This window comes from Enterobacter sp. YSU, from assembly GCF_016082135.1.
Classification (GTDB): Bacteria; Pseudomonadota; Gammaproteobacteria; order Enterobacterales; family Enterobacteriaceae; genus Enterobacter; species Enterobacter hormaechei_C.
In genome coordinates this window covers 3268962-3284041 of sequence record NZ_CP059487.1, presented here as the reverse complement: position 1 = coordinate 3284041, position 15080 = coordinate 3268962, and the positions used below count along the sequence as shown (strand labels likewise).

Genomic DNA, 15080 nt, shown 5'->3' with positions numbered 1-15080 from the left:
TCACTCCACGAACAGCGATTCGACGACGTTGATCCAGCCGTGCTCGCTGGCGACCTCTTTCCCGTTCAGCCAGCGGCGCAGCATGTTCAGCGCCATCATCGCGCACACCTCCTGACGCACGGCCAGGCTGTGGCGGGTAATGCTCATCCTGACCCGCAGGGCGTGCGTCCCTTCCGGCGTTGCAAGGGCAAAGTTGAGATGCTCCTCATCCAGCCCGCCCACAAACAGCGCCAGCCCGGCGAAATGCTTCACTCTGCGCTCGGACGCCCAGCGCGCGGTCTGCGCCAGCGTCTCCTGCTGGAACGGCACCACTTCACTGGCCAGCAGCGGCGCACCCGCCCGGGTAAGCTGAAGCGCCAGAAGCCCACCGGTAAACTGCTCGCTTAACGTCACGCTCAGCTGGCGGGACTGCAAATGCGCTGCGATCTGCGCCGGCAGCCCTTCCGTTCCTTCGAAAATCAGGCTTTCCCCGGCGACGCGCTGCACTTCCGGCCACAGCGCCAGCATGGCGGCTTTCTCTGACGCCGGTCCGGTCAGCTTCAGTTCAATAATCGGCATGGAGGAGCGATAGCCCATCGACACGCCAGGAGGTAGTTGCAGGTGATCGAGGCTCTGGGCCAGATCGCTTTCCGAGCGACCAAAGGTGGTCAGACGCAGGCACAGCGGCGGTTCAGGCAGCGTAAAGCGCGCGCGCAGGCGCGGCAGGATCTGCTGCTCGACCATCACTTTAAATTCCGACGGCACGCCCGGGGTGAAGAACATCAGGCAGCGGTTCAGCTGAACGGCAAACCCGCAGGCGGTGCCGACCGGGTTATCAATCAGTTCCGCGCTGGCGGGAATTTCAGCCTGCTTGCGGTTGCTGGGGGCCATCACGCGGCCACGCCCGGAGAAAAAGCGCTCCATCTGTGCCAGCCACGCCTCGTGCAGAACCAGGCCTTCGCCTTTGGCCGTGGCGGCGGCCAGCGCGCTGAGATCGTCGCTGGTGGGTCCCAGCCCGCCGTTCACAATCAGCACGTCGCAGCGTTCGCTGCGCTCGCGAAGAACGTTGACCAGCGACTCAAGATTGTCACCTACGGTGTTGCGGCGCGTTAACGGTAATCCTTGCTCAAAGAAGAGATCGGCGAGCCAGGCGGCATTGGTATCAATGATTTGCCCATGCAGCACTTCGTCGCCAGTGGATAACATTTCCACATTTATCATTGTGTTCTCCCATTTCAATGGTCAAAACACTATAGCGCAATCGAAGACCGGGGGAAGAGAGAAACTGGCGCGACTGAACGCCGCGCCGAGAGGATTAGAAACCGGCGCTCACGCCAATGTACGGGCCGTCTGCCAGGGCGTTGTCGCGGTTGCCGTCTTTACCGGCCAGGTTCAGATAGCGATAGCCCGCTTCGATGGTGATCGGACGCATGATGGTCCAGCGCGCGCCGGCATTAGCTTCCTGATAGCTGTCGATACCGCTGGAGAGGGAATCCGGGGAGTAGTAGTACTCACCGAACAGGCCAAAGCTGTCGCCAATTTTCCACTGCAAGCCGCCGCCCACTGCCGCCGCGTAGCCTTCGTCGCCATCGTTCGGGTTGGTGTAAATGCCTTTACCGCCGACGGTCGCCAGGAAGGGACCCAACGGCACGTTGAAGCCGAGGCCCAGGCTTGCCGCATCCCCATCGTCGTCGTTGTGCGTCCAGCCGCCGGTCATTGCCAGGCCTGCGCTATCCGTGCCAAGACCAAAGCCCAGATGGGTATAATCTTGTCCCGCCGAGCCGTTGAAGGAAATTGCGTTTGCCGCTGCTGAAACAAACATCAGGCCGCTTAAGCCCATTAATGCCACTTTTTTCATTGTCGTGATCCCGCACAATTTATTCAGAGATGTCCAAAAACCGCGAGATTTTAACCTGACTGCCTGTGTGATCAATGGACTCCGCGTGCGGCGGGCAATTAGTTTGTAACGATTTGATAATATCGGCATTTATACCAGCATCAGAAAGCGCATTTTCACGCTCAGCCCACCCAGATTTTCACTGGGCATCAGCTGAAGATGGCTGCGGTGCAGGCGGGCAATATCGTTAGCCAGCGCCAGGCCAATGCCGGACCCGGCGGCATCGCCCACGTTATCCAGCCGATGAAACGGCAGCATGGCCTGGGAGATCTGGTCTTCAGCAATGCCCGGTCCGCTGTCCTCCACGCTCAGCTCAACGGCATCGTTAGCCGTGCGCAGGTACACCGTCACGACGCCCTGCTCCGGTGTGTATTTGATCGCGTTCTCCAGCAGGTTGGCGCAAAGTTCGCCCAGCAACACGTCATCCCCCTCAATCATTACCGGCTGCTGTACGCCGTCATAACCGAGATCGATACCCTTGCTGCGCGCCTGCGCCAGCCGGGAAAAGCAGCAGTTTTGCACCACCTGTACCAGATCGACAGGCGCAAACTGTCGCTCCCCCTGCTCTTTTCGCTTCACCGCCGAAAGCTGCAACAGCCTTTCCGTCAGCACGATGGTGTTATCCAGCGTGACGTTCATCGCCCGTAAGCTCTCCTGCCACAGCGCCGGATCGTTACGCGTCAGGGCAACCGATACCTGGGTTTTCAGCACCGCCAGCGGCGTTTTGAGCTGGTGTGAGGCGTCAGCGTTAAAGCGCGCCTGCCGCGAAAGTACGCCGCGCAACCTGTCGATATAGCGGTTAAATGCCACAATCAGCAGCCGCGTTTCCGACCAGGGCAGCAGCTCCGGCAGCGGAGCCAGCAGCCCGGGCTCACGGCGCACCATCAGGGACGAGAGCTGCCGCATCGGGCGCAGCACGCGACGCAGCAGCCACGCGGTCAGGACCAGCGTCAGCAGCACCAGCAGCCCCTGCGACACGAGCGAGGAAAACAGCAGCTGAGTGGCCAGATAGCGCCGCGACTGCAACGTTTCGGCGACGTAGATCTCCGCCATCCCGAACACACTGTCCTCGTTAACCGGCTGGAGCAGCTTCGCCACGCGGATCGCCTGCCCGCGATACTCGGTATGATAAAACCACGCCAGCGCCGGATAGTGTGTAGTGCGCGACGTGGAGGGAGGCATATTCGGCAGATCGTCGTAGCCGGAGATCGTCCGCCCGTCAGGGTCCACGACCTTGTAATAGAGGCGATCGTTCATGTTCAGCTCGAAGCTGTCGAGCACGACCCAGGGCACGTTCACCTGGAGTTTACCGTTGTGCACCACCAGCCGCTCTGACACCGTGCGCGCCGAGGATAACAGCGTGCGGTCATAGGCCTGCGTCGCCGCCTGTAACGCGCTAACGTAGCTGTTAAAGGCTGACAGCCCCCATAACAGCAGCAGCGGCAAACCCAGAAAAAGCAAAAGTTGCAGGTAAAGCGACTGCGGCTTAACCCACCTCATCGCCGCACTCCAGCACGTAGCCCAGCCCCCGGAGGGTAATGATCCGCACCCCGCTGCCGGTCAGCTTCTTACGCAGGCGGTGAATATAGAGATCGATGCTCTCGGGGCTGACGTCGTCGTTCAGGCTGAATACCTGGTCGAAAAGCTGTTGCCGGGAGACGGGACGGGTCCGGCGGTACATCAGCACCTTCAGCAAAGAGAGTTCGCGCGGCGTGAGGGAAAGGGGTTCATCGCGCAGCAGAAAAAAGCCTTCATCATCGTACTCCAGCTCTCCCAGCCGCTGGCGCTCCTGGGTTCGTCCTTCGCTGCGGCGCAGCAGCGCGCGCAGGCGGGCATCAAGCTCCTCCAGCTCGAACGGTTTCGGCAGGTAGTCATCCGCCCCGGCATTCAGCCCCTTCACCCTGTCTGCCACGTTGCTGCGGGCGGTAAGAAACAGCACCGGCAGCGTCTGCCCGCGCTTTCTCAGGCGATGCACCACCTCCAGCCCGTCGAAGCCGGGCATGCCGATATCAAGGATCGCGACGGCATAGTTTTCTCCCTGCAAAAGATGATCGGCCGCCCGTCCATCGTTGACGCAATCCACGGCAAATCCGTTTTGTACCAGCGCTTTTTCCAGCCAGTGAGCCAGCTCACGATTATCTTCCGCCAGTAAGAGACGCATATCACATCCTGTAAAGTTGGTGTCGCAGTGAAAGGGAAATGAAAGGTTATTGTTTTAACAATCACGCAACGGAACCGCTACAAGGTGGTTCACATAATCAGAAAAAATACACCCGTACCCGTACTCCCGGTTCTCCGGCGTGAGGATAAACGATGAAAAAACAATTACTTTCTACCCTTGCTGCAAGCGTATTGCTGTTGAGTGCCTCTGTCGTCCAGGCGCAGGACGCGCCATCCCGTACCGAATGTATCGCCCCGGCCAAACCCGGCGGCGGCTTCGACCTGACCTGTAAGCTGATTCAGGTCAGCCTGCTGGAGACGAAGGCCATTGAAAAACCGATGCGCGTCACCTACATGCCCGGCGGCGTGGGCGCGGTAGCCTATAACGCCATCGTCGCGCAGCGCCCTGCCGAAGCGGGCACCGTGGTGGCCTTCTCCGGCGGTTCGCTGTTAAACCTGTCGCAGGGGAAATTTGGTCGTTATGACGTGAATGACGTGCGCTGGCTCGCCACCGTAGGCACCGATTACGGCATGATCGCCGTGCGCGCGGACTCCCCATGGAAATCCCTGAAAGATCTGCTGACCGCCATGGAAAAAGATCCGAACAGCGTGGTCATTGGCGCGGGCGCCTCTATCGGCAGCCAGGACTGGATGAAAGCCGCGCTGCTGGCGCAGCAGGCCAAAGTGGATCCGCACAAGATGCGTTACGTGGCCTTTGAAGGCGGCGGCGAGCCGGTGACGGCGCTGATGGGCAATCACGTCCAGGCGGTATCGGGCGATCTCAGCGAAATGGTGCCCTACCTGAGCGGGGATAAGATCCGCGTGCTGGCGGTCTTCTCGGAAAACCGTCTGCCGGGCCAGCTGGCAGACGTCCCAACCGCTAAAGAGCAGGGTTATAACCTGGTCTGGCCGATCATCCGCGGCTTCTTCGTCGGGCCAAAAGTGACCGACGCCGAGTACCAGTGGTGGGTGGATACCTTCGCAAAACTTCAGCAAACCGAGGAGTTCAAAAAACAGCGCGATCTGCGCGGGCTGTTTGAGTTCAACCTGAACGGCAAGCAGCTGGACGAGTATGTCAAAAAACAGGTGAATGACTACCGAGAACAGGCGAAAGCCTTTGGTCTGGCGAAATAACCGGAGGCGCTATGAGCGATCGCATTTTTGCCGGGATATGGCTGCTGCTCTGCATTGGCGGCATGTTCGTCGCCTGGCAGATCCACAGCGAATACAGCTATGAACCCGTGGGGCCACGCCCCTTCCCCGTCGGCATAGTCGGCCTGATGCTGCTCTGCTCGGTGGCGCTGCTGCTGCGCCATCCGGATACCGTGGAGTGGCCGCCACGCCGTACGCTGCAACGTCTGCTGGTAATGGTAATTGTCCTGCTGATGTATGCGTGGGGCTTTGAGTGGCTCGGCTTCCCGATTGCCACCGCCCTGCTGACGATGGTGATTGGCATACTGTTTAACGCCTCGCTGCCTGCGGCGGGGATCTCCGGGGTCGTACTGGGCATTTTACTCTGGTACGCCTTCGACCGCCTGCTGGACGTGACCCTGCCGCTCGGCGCATGGTTTAACTAACGGAGCACGCTATGGATACCTGGATCTATCTCTCTCAGGGGTTCGCGGTAGCGATGACCCCGGAAAACCTGGTGATCGCCCTGATCGGCTGTTTCGTCGGGACCATCGTCGGCCTGCTGCCGGGCCTTGGCCCTATCAACGGCGTGGCGATTTTACTGCCGCTGGCCTTTGCGCTGCACCTGCCTGCGGAATCGGCGCTGATCCTGCTGGCGACGGTCTATATCGGCTGCGAATACGGGGGGCGTATTTCCTCGATTCTGCTTAACGTGCCCGGTGATGCCGCCGCCATTATGACCGCGCTGGATGGCTACCCGATGGCGCAGCAGGGGCGCGGCGGCGTGGCGCTCTCTATTTCTGCCGTCAGCTCGTTCTTTGGCTCCATGATCGCCATTGGCGGCATCATCCTCTTCGCCCCGGCGCTGGCCCAGTGGTCGCTGGCGTTTGGTCCGGCCGAGTATTTTGCCCTGATGGTGTTCGCCATCGCCTGTCTCGGCAGCATGATGGCGCAGAATCCGCTGAAGTCGTTTTTGTCTGCGTTGATTGGCCTCAGTCTGGCGACCGTCGGCGTGGATGCCAACACCGGGGTTTATCGTTTTACCTTCGACAGCGTTCATCTCTCCGACGGCGTGCAGTTTATCGTCGTGGTGATTGGTCTGTTCTCTGTCTCAGAAATCTTACTGATGCTGGAGCATACCAGCAGCGGGCAGACGCTGGTGCGTAAAACCGGACGTATGCTCTTTAATGCCAAAGAGGGGGCGCAGTGTATTGGCGCCACCCTGCGTTCGTCGGTGATCGGTTTCTTCGTCGGCATTCTGCCCGGCGCGGGGGCTACTATCGCCAGCGCTATCACCTACATGACCGAGAAAAAGCTGAGCGGTAACAGCGACAGCTTCGGCAAAGGCGATATCCGCGGCGTGGCGGCGCCGGAGGCGGCGAATAACGCCTCGGCCTGCGGCTCGTTTATCCCGATGCTGACCCTCGGCGTGCCGGGCTCCGGCACCACGGCGGTAATGATGGGCGCGCTGACGCTCTATAACATCACCCCGGGTCCGGCGATGTTTACCGAGCAGCCCGATATCGTCTGGGGTTTAATTGCCGCCCTGCTGATCGCCAACGTGATGTTGCTGGTAATGAACATCCCGCTGATCGGCCTGTTCACCCGCATGCTGACCATTCCCCTGTGGTTCCTGGTCCCGGCCATCGCCGCCGTCTCTGCGGTTGGGGTGTACGCGGTGCACAGCACCACCTTCGACCTGGTGTTGATGGTGCTGCTCGGCGTGCTGGGCTACATTCTGCGCAAGATGCACTTCCCGATGTCGCCGCTGATTTTAGGGTTTGTGCTGGGGGAAATGCTGGAGCAGAACCTCCGCCGCGCCCTCTCCATCAGCAATGGCAACATGGGGATCCTGTGGGAGAGCAGCGTGACGAAGATCCTGCTGGCAATGGCGATTATGGTGATTGTCGTGCCGCCGGTGCTGCGCTGGATCCGCCGACGCCAGCACAAACCGCAGCCGGATATCGGCTGATTAGCCCCTCAACAGGGCATTGACCCACTGCTTTAACGCCTGGCGGGAGATTTTAATCCCGCCATTTTTCAGTTCTGACGGCAGCGCCAGCCAGTGTACCGGCTGCTCAAAGCGCGCCAGCCTGCCTTGAACCCACTCCGGCAGCAGCGTGATATCCGTGCCCGGCTCGCATTCCACTACCGCCACCGGACGTTGCCCGTACTCGGCATCATCCAGCGGAACGACAAACGCCTGGCTTACCTGCGGATGCGTGGCGATAACGCGCTCCAGCGCTTCGGGCTGGATCCCTTCTCCACCACTGAAAAAGAGATTGTCCATTCGGCCCAGAATGGTCAGGCGTCCGTCATGCCACTCGCCGCGATCGCGGGTGGCGAACCAGCCCTGCTCATTGACCAGAGGCAATAATGCGCCGTCTCGCCAGTAGCCCGCCGCCATGCTTTCCGCCCGGATCCAGACTTCACCGTTCACCACCTGAACGTCTCTGCCCGGCAGCGCGCTGCCCACGTCCGGCGCGCCGTCGGCCTCTTTGGCGCAGACGGTGGAGGCGAACTCGGTCAGACCGTAGCCGCAGAACGTACGGATCCCCTGCTCGCGCGCCTGTTCGGTCAGCGCAACGGGGATTTCCGCCCCGCCGAGCAGCACGGCTTTCAGCGCGACGGGATGGTGTGAATTAAGCAGCCGCCACAGCTGCGTCGGCACCAGCGAGGCGTGGGTACAGCCCTGTAGCGCCTGCTCCAGCGGCTGTTTTTCACGCACGGTGAGACGGCCTCCGCCCTGCAACCAGCGCCACAAAATCCCCTGACCGGAGACGTGAAACAGCGGCAGAGAGAGCAGCCAGTCGTCGCTATCGCCGTAAGGCATCAGCGCCAGCAACCCTTTTGCGCTGGCAAGGTGGGCGGCACAGGTGTGCACCGCCGCTTTCGGCAAGCCGGTGGAGCCAGAGGTGAGCGTCATTGAGGCCAGCCGTTCTGCCCGCCACGTCACGCCGCCCTGCCCCTCGCCCTCTCTTAATACCAGACCGGGCAGACCGTCATACTCACCGTTAAGCACCAGCGCAAAACGCAGGGTCATCTGCGGCAGGAGGACGTCCAGCAGCGGACGGGGAAGCTGAGGGTTCACCGGCAAAATGCGGGCGCCGCACTGAAGCAGCGCCAGCCAGGCCAGCAGGGTCTGCGGGTGGTTGTGGGCGAGCAGCATGACGCCATCACCGTCCGTAACGCCCTGAGACTGAAAACCGGCTGCGAGACGATCGATACGCTCGCCCAGCTGAGACCAGCTGAGCGTTATATCGTCTAAACGCAGCGCGGGTTTATTGGCACTCCGGGTGCGCCAGTACCGCCACGGCCAGTCGGTAAATCTCATAGCAGTGGCTCCAGCGCCCCGACGTCGAGGCACGGCAAGGTGCTGCCAGGCCACTGGCGAATCAGCTGGGCCTGCATCAGGTTTAGCGTATCGAGACCGGGAACGGTGTCCGGCGTTAACCATGCAGCGATGCGCGCCAGCTGCGTCAGGCCGAGGCTGGATTCGATGGATGAACTGATCACCGCCGTCAGCCCTGCGGCATGGGCCGCCGCAACCTGCTCGCGCACCTTGTCGAGGCTGCCGGTCAGCGTTGGCTTAATCACCACTGCCCTGACGCCCGGCTCGGCGGCAAACGCGAAATCGGCTTCGCGCAGGCTCTCATCCCAGGCAATGGCAATGCCGGTTTCCCGGGCGAAGGCGCGCGAGTCGTCGCGCGTTTTGCACGGCTCTTCGAGAAACGCGATGCGGCTGCGGTACGCCGGGTTGACGTACTTCGCGAACTGTTGCGCCCTGAGCGGCGTCCAGGCGCGGTTGGCGTCCAGGCGCAGGTGCAGATCGGGAATGGCTTCCAGTAACAGGTTAACCACCATTCCGTCGCGCACTGCTTCGTACAGGCCAACCTTTATTTTCGCCACCTTCTCGCCAGGCATCGCGGAAAGGAGCGCGAAAAGTTCATCCGGATCGCCGGTACAGAGCGGCGCGGCGCAATAGTTCGCCGCGTCCGGTAAACTCCCGTCCAGCTCTGCCAGCGCACAGCTGATGCCGAACGCGGCGGAAGGAACGTCCGGCAGCGCCGGAACTGCTCCCTCACGCCATTCGTACGTCCAGGCCATCAGCACAGCCTGCGCCTCGTCCAGCGTTTCCAGGCTAAAACCCGGAAGCGGGGCGATTTCGCCCCACCCTTCCCGCTCGCCCTGCCGGAGATGCACGCAAAAGCCGTCACGGGTTTTTAACCGCCGTTCACGCAGCACCACGCCCGCGTCCATCGGTATCTGCCAGCGGTAAACCTGCGCGCAACGCATTACGGGTTCCGTTTGTATTTGCTGAAGTCTGGCTGGCGTTTTTCGTTGAACGCGTTGCGCCCTTCCTGACCCTCTTCGGTCATATAGAACAGCATGGTGGCGTTACCTGCCAGCTCCTGAAGGCCCGCCTGACCGTCACAGTCGGCGTTGAGGGCCGCTTTCAGGCAGCGCAGCGCCATTGGGCTGTTTTGCAGCATTTCGCGACACCAGCGCACGGTCTCTTTTTCCAGATCGGCGATCGGCACCACGGTGTTAACCAGCCCCATATCCAGCGCTTCCTGGGCGTTGTACTGACGGCACAGGAACCAGATTTCGCGGGCTTTTTTCTGACCGACAATGCGCGCCATATAGGACGCGCCCCAGCCGCCGTCGAAAGAGCCGACTTTCGGGCCAGTCTGACCGAAAATGGCATTTTCCGCCGCGATCGTCAGGTCACACATCATGTGCAGCACGTGACCGCCGCCGATGGAATACCCTGCCACCATCGCGACCACCGGTTTTGGACAGGTGCGGATCTGGCGCTGGAAATCCAGCACGTTCAGGTGGTGCGTGCCCGCATCATCCTGGTATCCGCCGTAGTCACCGCGGACTTTCTGATCGCCGCCGGAGCAGAAGGCTTTCTCCCCTTCCCCGGTGAGGATGATGACGCCGATAGTGTCATCGTAGCGGGCATCCGCCAGCGCCTGGATCATCTCTTTTACGGTCAGCGGACGAAACGCGTTGCGCACCTGTGGACGGTTGATAGTGATTTTGGCGATACCATCGGCGGATTTGTGGTAACGAATGTCGGTGTAGCCTTCGGAGCAGTCCTGCCATTCAACCGGCGCGTAAAGCATGTGTTCATCAGGATAGATCATAGCGTGTCCTTTGTTCGATAACGCAGTATCTGAGCCAGACTCGCGGCAACCGCGTCCGGGTTGTCCCGGTGGGCGTTGTGTCCGGCGTGAGGGATAGCATGACGCGTGGCGTTAAGTTCAGCGGCGATAGCTGCAAACTTCCCGTCACGTTCGCCATAGAGATAGTCAAAAGAAAAGTCACGCGCGATGAGCGCGGGACGTAAATCAGGCTGAACGGCAAGCGAGGTGGCCTCCAGCATCTCTGCCAGCCTCGGGCCGTTGTTCCGGCTGCGCAGCGCGATCAGCGCCCTGCGCTGATCATCCGTAAGTGAGGCAAAGACCGGCTGTTGATACCAGTCGGCAAAGACGGCCTCCAGCGGCTCACTGCGAAACCGTGACGCCCAGCGGCGGTCAGAGATCAGCCGGGCCTGGCGCGCATCGGCGTCTTGCAGGCCCGGGTGCCCACCTTCCACAATCACCCCGTCTAACCCCGCAGGATGCTGACAGGCATGGAACATCGCAATGCGGCCGCCGAGGGAGTACCCCACGAGCCAGTATCTTAGTATGTTGTAACTAACAAGGGTATGCGAGAGCAATTCACTTACCTCTGCAAACCCCGTCACGCCCGTATCCGCTGAACCACCGTGCCCGGGCAGGTCAATGTAGAGCCGGGGGTAGTCATGCAGCGACGCCCCGACAGCCTGCCACTCGCGACAGTCGCCGGAAAAACCGTGCAGGAAAACCAGCCAGGGGTAGCCTGGTTTTCCTGGCTGGGAGACGCCTGCGAGGATCACAGGTGACTCACCTGCGCAAGCAGATGTTGCAGCTTCTGCGCGCCGTCAGCATCGTTTACCACCAGCTCAATCAGCGTCGCGCCAGGCTGCCGCCAGGCGGTGTTCAGCGCCGTCTCCAGCGCGTCCCAGTTTTCCGGGCGATGGTACTTCAGGCTGAACATGGCGGCGGCGTGTTCGAACTGCACGTTTTGCGGCATCAGATAGAAGCGCTCACGCTCGCTTTGCGGCGTCGGCAGCAACGAGAAAATCTGCCCGCCGTTATTGTTCACAACAATCAGCACGAACGGGGCCGACGCCTGACGCAGGAGCGCCAGCGCGTTGAGATCGTAGAGGGCTGAGAGATCCCCCACAATCGCCAGCGTGGATTTCGCGCTGGCCCGCTGTACGCCAGCGGCGGTGGAGATCAGGCCGTCAATGCCGCTCGCACCCCGGTTGCTGTACACCGGATAACCCGCCGGCAGCTGCGAAAAGGCGTCAATCAGGCGCACCACCAGGCTGTTACCGACAAAAAGTTGTCCCTGCTCGGGAAGATATTTGCGGATACGGTGCGCCAGCCCGGCTTCACTGAACGCCTCGCACTGCGCTTTGGTGAGTTCCCACGCCTGACGTGACAGCGCCGGGATCTCCACCGCCCAGGGTTTGCGTTTTTCCGCCGGATGCAATTCCAGCCAGCTGTCAATGTTGCTCACCAGGCGGCGGCCGCGATGGTGCGCCGGGTCAAGGCGTCCTTCGAGCGGATCCACCAGCCAGTACTCTTCTGGGGTACAGGTGGCCTGCCACTGGAGCAGACGCTTACCCGTCAGACTCGATCCCAACTGGACGACAATCTGCGCCTGCGCCAGCTCGGTGACCGCTTTCGCGTTCCCCAGCCAGAGGTCGGCGCAGGGCAGCGGCTGGCCCGTCTGGGAAAGCACGTCACCAATCAGCGGCCAGCCAAGCGTTTGTGCCCACTCCGCCGCCAGCTTGCCTTCCGCCGCACTCATGCGCCCGGCAATCACCACGCCGCGCTTCTGACGCCAGAAGAACCAGTCGCGCTGTTTTGCGCTGTCCAGATGCGTCTGCTCGCGCAGCCAGGGTTTTTCGCTCTCCCACCAGTCTCCCAGCTGCTGTTGCCAGGCGAGGCCGGTATCGTTCATTTCACCGTACAGCGGCTCGGCAAACGGGCAGTTAATGTGCAGCCCGCCGCTGCGCAGTGCGTTCATGGCGTGGTCGAGGGTTGAGACCAGCCAGCTGGCGGGAATATCCTGGGTGGGGCGCGGCAACGAGACCGTCTGTGAAGGATGCGAGGCAAAAATGCCAGGCTGACGAATCGCCTGATTAGCACCGCAGTCAATAAGTTCCGGGGGACGGTCGGCAGTGAGTAAAATCAGCTTTTCGCCGGTTAATCCCGCTTCTATCAGCGCCGGATAGAGGTTCGCCACCGCCGTGCCGGAGGTGACTATCACCGCCACGGGCGCTTTGCTGACTTTCGCCAGCCCGAGCGCCAGATGGCCCAGACCCCGCTCATCAAAATGGGTGTGGTGAATAAAAGCCCGGTTTTCCGCGGCAGCAAGGGTGAGCGGCGTGGAGCGAGAGCCCGGGGCAATACACACATGCCTGACACCATGACGGGTCAGGGCTTCAAGGATCACCGCCGCCCAGCGTCGGTTAAAAGAACTTACTGACATGAGATTGTCCAGTATCAAGAATGCGACACAGTATAAATAATAGAAAAAGTCAGAATTTTGATATGAATCGGGATTGCACGAATCAGTATTAATCCCTTAGGAGAAGGGAACGCAGCCCGGCGGCCTTGTTTTCGATCTCCTGCCACTCCTGCTCCGGATCGGAGCCGCTGACGATGCCCGCCCCCGCATAAAGACGCAGCGCAGCGTCGTGAACGCGGGCGGAGCGTAATGCCACACAGAATTCGCTTTGATCGCGCGATAAATAGCCCGCCGACCCGGCGTACCACTCCCGGTCAAACGGCTCCACTTTCGCAATAAATTCTCGCGCCGCCTGTCGCGGCAGCCCGGCCACCGCCGCCGTCGGTTGCAGAATATGCAGGCACTGCTCGTCGTCAGGCTGTTTAAGTTCGGTCCAGATACAGCGACGTAAATGCTGCACCTTGCGCAGACGCAGCACCTGCGCAGGCAGGATCTCCAGCGTCCGGGTATGGTGCTGAAGACGCTGGCAGATATCTTCCACCACCAGCATATTTTCCCGCTGATTTTTGTCGTCGTTCATCAGCCAGTCGCCCAGACGCTGAGCCTGCTTATCGTCAGAATGGCTGGCGACGGTGCCTGCCAGCGCTTCAGTGCGCAGCAGCGTGCCGCGTCGCCGCCACAGGCGTTCGGGCGTCGAGCCGAGGAACGCGTTGCTGGCGTCAAAGACCATACAAAAATGATAACAGTTGAGGTTTAGCGCGCGGCTGGCAGCCATCAGCGCGATGGCATTCACGGACTGCTGGCAATGCACGTCTGTAGCACGTGCGAGGACCACTTTCTCAAAATCGCCGCGAGCAAGGGTATCCGTCGCCTGACGAATCAACGCCAGCCATTCCGGTTTTTCCGGATGATGGGTTTCCTGCACAATCTGCACGGACAACGGGCGGATCGGCGCGGCGTCGCGCAGGTTATCGACAAAATTCAGCGCCTCACGGGCATCTTCCCGCAGCGACGTTTCGCTCCACAGTTGCAGACGCAGCGTGGCGACCCCGCCAGACCGTCGCCAGAGAAGGCGCGGTAAAAACAACTTGCCCTGCGCCGGGTTGAAGGCGTTCAGGCCGCAGATACGGGTGTCATTGGCTACGTCGTGGGTGTGCAAAAACCGCGAGGTCGAGGCCAGAGAATCGAAATGGGCGAGGCTTCCGAGCGCGGCAAGTTCTTCATCACCGCTGCGCTGTTGCCAGTAAAACTGAGGATAGCATCGCTGCACACCGAGCCAGGCCAGCGGATCGAAGGCGTCGTTTAACGGGAAAGAGACATCGAAATGGCGTAAACCGGGTGTAGCTGGCAATGCTTGCGCAAGCTGAGTACGCAGGCTTTGCAGCGCGAGGAAAATCGAGTGCACGCGAACCTCTCCCTGTTAAAGCCTTATATTATACGGGGTACTGACGATAAATAGCAGTACCCACGTGTAGGGAGTGGTTTACCGGCTTAACGACGGGCTAACAGCAGACCCAGCACCAGCCCTACGGCCGCACCGACCCCAATGCCCTGCCACGGTTTTTCATGCACATAATCGTCGGCACGATAAACCGCCTGCTTGGCGCGGTAGTAGTAATTGTCGGATGCGTTACTGACGCGGTTTTTCACGTCATGCAGCGCCTGCTCGGCGCGGGCTTTGAGCTCAATGTACTTCTGATCGGCAGGATCGCCTGAAGAGCGCAGCACTTCTTCCAGCGTTTCGCTTAGCAGTGTCAGGTCGTCGTCGACTCGGGTATCCCAGGATTGAAATGACATATTTTTCTCCATGTTAGTACACCAGTCCGGTAACTATAGACAACGTATTGCTATTGCGCCTGTTTCGCTTCGCGTGCCATGCCGATGTGTGGGATGCCGTCTTCGTCGTAAATGTCCGTGACCGGGGTAAAACCAAAATGGCCATAGAATGATTGCAAATGCGCCTGCGCGCCCAGGTATAACGCCTTGTCCGGCCACTGTTTCTGGCATGCGTCCAGCGTTTTTTCCATCAGCTGATAGCCCAGCTTTTCACCGCGCGCGCGGCCGCTGATAATGACGCGGCCAATGACGACAGGGTCAAAATCCTCTTCGCTTTTCAGAATCCTCGCATACGCCACCAGCTCGTTATCGCGCCAGCCGAGGATGTGCCGGTTCTCGCCGATCAGGTCATCGCCGTCGATATCCTGATACGGGCAGGTTTGTTCAACCACAAAGACTTCGCAGCGCAGCTTGAGCAGGGCGTAGAGTGAATGCACGGTCAGTTCGCTGTGGTGTAGATCTTGCCACTGGATCATGTGTTTCTCCTTCCTGGTGTTCATCACGT

Annotated in this window: 15 protein-coding genes; 3 read left to right on the top strand and 12 right to left on the bottom strand. The window is 60.6% G+C overall.

Annotated elements, in window-relative coordinates:
* The 4 genes from H2Z33_RS15915 to tctD form a co-directional block, all read right to left on the bottom strand.
* Entirely contained in the window at positions 1–1200 is a 1200-nt protein-coding gene (locus H2Z33_RS15915; protein ID WP_017693016.1) for a nicotinamide mononucleotide deamidase-related protein YfaY, read from the bottom strand.
* A 94-nt stretch (positions 1201–1294) separates the two neighbouring features.
* Positions 1295–1837: a YfaZ family outer membrane protein gene (locus H2Z33_RS15910; protein ID WP_017383419.1), complete on the bottom strand. Its 543-nt coding sequence runs from the start codon at positions 1835–1837 to the stop codon at positions 1295–1297.
* A 129-nt stretch (positions 1838–1966) separates the two neighbouring features.
* Positions 1967–3376, bottom strand: a complete 1410-nt coding sequence (locus H2Z33_RS15905) for a sensor histidine kinase (protein WP_032654323.1) — start codon at positions 3374–3376, stop codon at positions 1967–1969.
* The gene (gene tctD / locus H2Z33_RS15900) at positions 3363–4037 is read right to left on the bottom strand and encodes a transcriptional regulator TctD (RefSeq protein ID WP_023295079.1); all 675 of its coding nucleotides are present in this window, start codon (positions 4035–4037) and stop codon (positions 3363–3365) included. Before tctD ends, H2Z33_RS15905 begins: the two co-directional genes overlap by 14 nt.
* A gap of 152 nt (positions 4038–4189) precedes the next feature.
* Between tctD and H2Z33_RS15895 the strand changes: the two genes are divergently transcribed.
* Genes H2Z33_RS15895 through H2Z33_RS15885 form a run of 3 tightly spaced genes read left to right on the top strand, consistent with a single transcriptional unit; the run spans position 4190 to position 7139 of the window.
* Positions 4190–5170 carry a Bug family tripartite tricarboxylate transporter substrate binding protein gene (locus H2Z33_RS15895; protein ID WP_006811363.1) on the top strand — a complete coding sequence of 327 codons (981 nt, stop codon included), beginning with the start codon at positions 4190–4192 and terminating at the stop codon, positions 5168–5170.
* Positions 5171–5181: 11 nt separating this feature from the next.
* Entirely contained in the window at positions 5182–5613 is a 432-nt protein-coding gene (locus H2Z33_RS15890; protein WP_003859443.1) for a tripartite tricarboxylate transporter TctB family protein, read from the top strand.
* An 11-nt stretch (positions 5614–5624) separates the two neighbouring features.
* Positions 5625–7139: a tripartite tricarboxylate transporter permease gene (locus tag H2Z33_RS15885; RefSeq protein WP_015572280.1), complete on the top strand. Its 1515-nt coding sequence runs from the start codon at positions 5625–5627 to the stop codon at positions 7137–7139.
* On the opposite strand, the gene menE is transcribed toward H2Z33_RS15885, so the two are convergent.
* The 8 genes from menE to H2Z33_RS15845 all read right to left on the bottom strand — a co-directional run bounded on the left by menE (position 7140) and on the right by H2Z33_RS15845 (position 15051).
* The gene (gene menE / locus H2Z33_RS15880; RefSeq protein ID WP_063134533.1) at positions 7140–8501 is read right to left on the bottom strand and encodes an o-succinylbenzoate--CoA ligase; all 1362 of its coding nucleotides are present in this window, start codon (positions 8499–8501) and stop codon (positions 7140–7142) included.
* Positions 8498–9463, bottom strand: coding sequence for an o-succinylbenzoate synthase (gene menC, locus H2Z33_RS15875; protein ID WP_063134534.1), 966 nt, complete (start codon positions 9461–9463; stop codon positions 8498–8500). Before menC ends, menE begins: the two co-directional genes overlap by 4 nt.
* Positions 9463–10320 (bottom strand): 1,4-dihydroxy-2-naphthoyl-CoA synthase, encoded by an 858-nt coding sequence (gene menB, locus H2Z33_RS15870; RefSeq protein WP_003859452.1) that lies wholly within the window; start codon positions 10318–10320, stop codon positions 9463–9465. The genes menC and menB overlap by 1 nt, the downstream gene beginning before the upstream one ends.
* The gene (menH, locus tag H2Z33_RS15865; RefSeq protein WP_032669450.1) at positions 10317–11093 is read right to left on the bottom strand and encodes a 2-succinyl-6-hydroxy-2,4-cyclohexadiene-1-carboxylate synthase; all 777 of its coding nucleotides are present in this window, start codon (positions 11091–11093) and stop codon (positions 10317–10319) included. The genes menB and menH overlap by 4 nt, the downstream gene beginning before the upstream one ends.
* Positions 11090–12760, bottom strand: a complete 1671-nt coding sequence (gene menD / locus H2Z33_RS15860) for a 2-succinyl-5-enolpyruvyl-6-hydroxy-3-cyclohexene-1-carboxylic-acid synthase (protein WP_063134535.1) — start codon at positions 12758–12760, stop codon at positions 11090–11092. Before menD ends, menH begins: the two co-directional genes overlap by 4 nt.
* A gap of 88 nt (positions 12761–12848) precedes the next feature.
* The gene (gene menF, locus H2Z33_RS15855) at positions 12849–14144 is read right to left on the bottom strand and encodes an isochorismate synthase MenF (protein ID WP_047636889.1); all 1296 of its coding nucleotides are present in this window, start codon (positions 14142–14144) and stop codon (positions 12849–12851) included.
* 86 nt (positions 14145–14230) lie between these two features.
* On the bottom strand, positions 14231–14536 hold the full coding sequence (elaB, locus tag H2Z33_RS15850; protein ID WP_017693006.1) for a stress response protein ElaB: 306 nt from the start codon (positions 14534–14536) through the stop codon (positions 14231–14233).
* Between the two features lie 50 nt (positions 14537–14586).
* The gene (locus H2Z33_RS15845; protein WP_023295084.1) at positions 14587–15051 is read right to left on the bottom strand and encodes a GNAT family N-acetyltransferase; all 465 of its coding nucleotides are present in this window, start codon (positions 15049–15051) and stop codon (positions 14587–14589) included.
* Positions 15052–15080: the final 29 nt, after the last annotated feature.

What these genes read in the sequence shown, in the direction of transcription:
- H2Z33_RS15915 (WP_017693016.1), bottom strand. Translation starts at nt 1,200, where the DNA reads ATGATAAATGTGGAAATGTTATCCACTGGCGACGAAGTGCTGCATGGG.
- H2Z33_RS15910 (WP_017383419.1), bottom strand. Translation starts at nt 1,837, where the DNA reads ATGAAAAAAGTGGCATTAATGGGCTTAAGCGGCCTGATGTTTGTTTCA.
- H2Z33_RS15905 (WP_032654323.1), bottom strand. Translation starts at nt 3,376, where the DNA reads ATGAGGTGGGTTAAGCCGCAGTCGCTTTACCTGCAACTTTTGCTTTTT.
- tctD (WP_023295079.1), bottom strand. Translation starts at nt 4,037, where the DNA reads ATGCGTCTCTTACTGGCGGAAGATAATCGTGAGCTGGCTCACTGGCTG.
- H2Z33_RS15895 (WP_006811363.1), top strand. Translation starts at nt 4,190, where the DNA reads ATGAAAAAACAATTACTTTCTACCCTTGCTGCAAGCGTATTGCTGTTG.
- H2Z33_RS15890 (WP_003859443.1), top strand. Translation starts at nt 5,182, where the DNA reads ATGAGCGATCGCATTTTTGCCGGGATATGGCTGCTGCTCTGCATTGGC.
- H2Z33_RS15885 (WP_015572280.1), top strand. Translation starts at nt 5,625, where the DNA reads ATGGATACCTGGATCTATCTCTCTCAGGGGTTCGCGGTAGCGATGACC.
- menE (WP_063134533.1), bottom strand. Translation starts at nt 8,501, where the DNA reads ATGAGATTTACCGACTGGCCGTGGCGGTACTGGCGCACCCGGAGTGCC.
- menC (WP_063134534.1), bottom strand. Translation starts at nt 9,463, where the DNA reads ATGCGTTGCGCGCAGGTTTACCGCTGGCAGATACCGATGGACGCGGGC.
- menB (WP_003859452.1), bottom strand. Translation starts at nt 10,320, where the DNA reads ATGATCTATCCTGATGAACACATGCTTTACGCGCCGGTTGAATGGCAG.
- menD (WP_063134535.1), bottom strand. Translation starts at nt 12,760, where the DNA reads ATGTCAGTAAGTTCTTTTAACCGACGCTGGGCGGCGGTGATCCTTGAA.
- elaB (WP_017693006.1), bottom strand. Translation starts at nt 14,536, where the DNA reads ATGTCATTTCAATCCTGGGATACCCGAGTCGACGACGACCTGACACTG.
- H2Z33_RS15845 (WP_023295084.1), bottom strand. Translation starts at nt 15,051, where the DNA reads ATGATCCAGTGGCAAGATCTACACCACAGCGAACTGACCGTGCATTCA.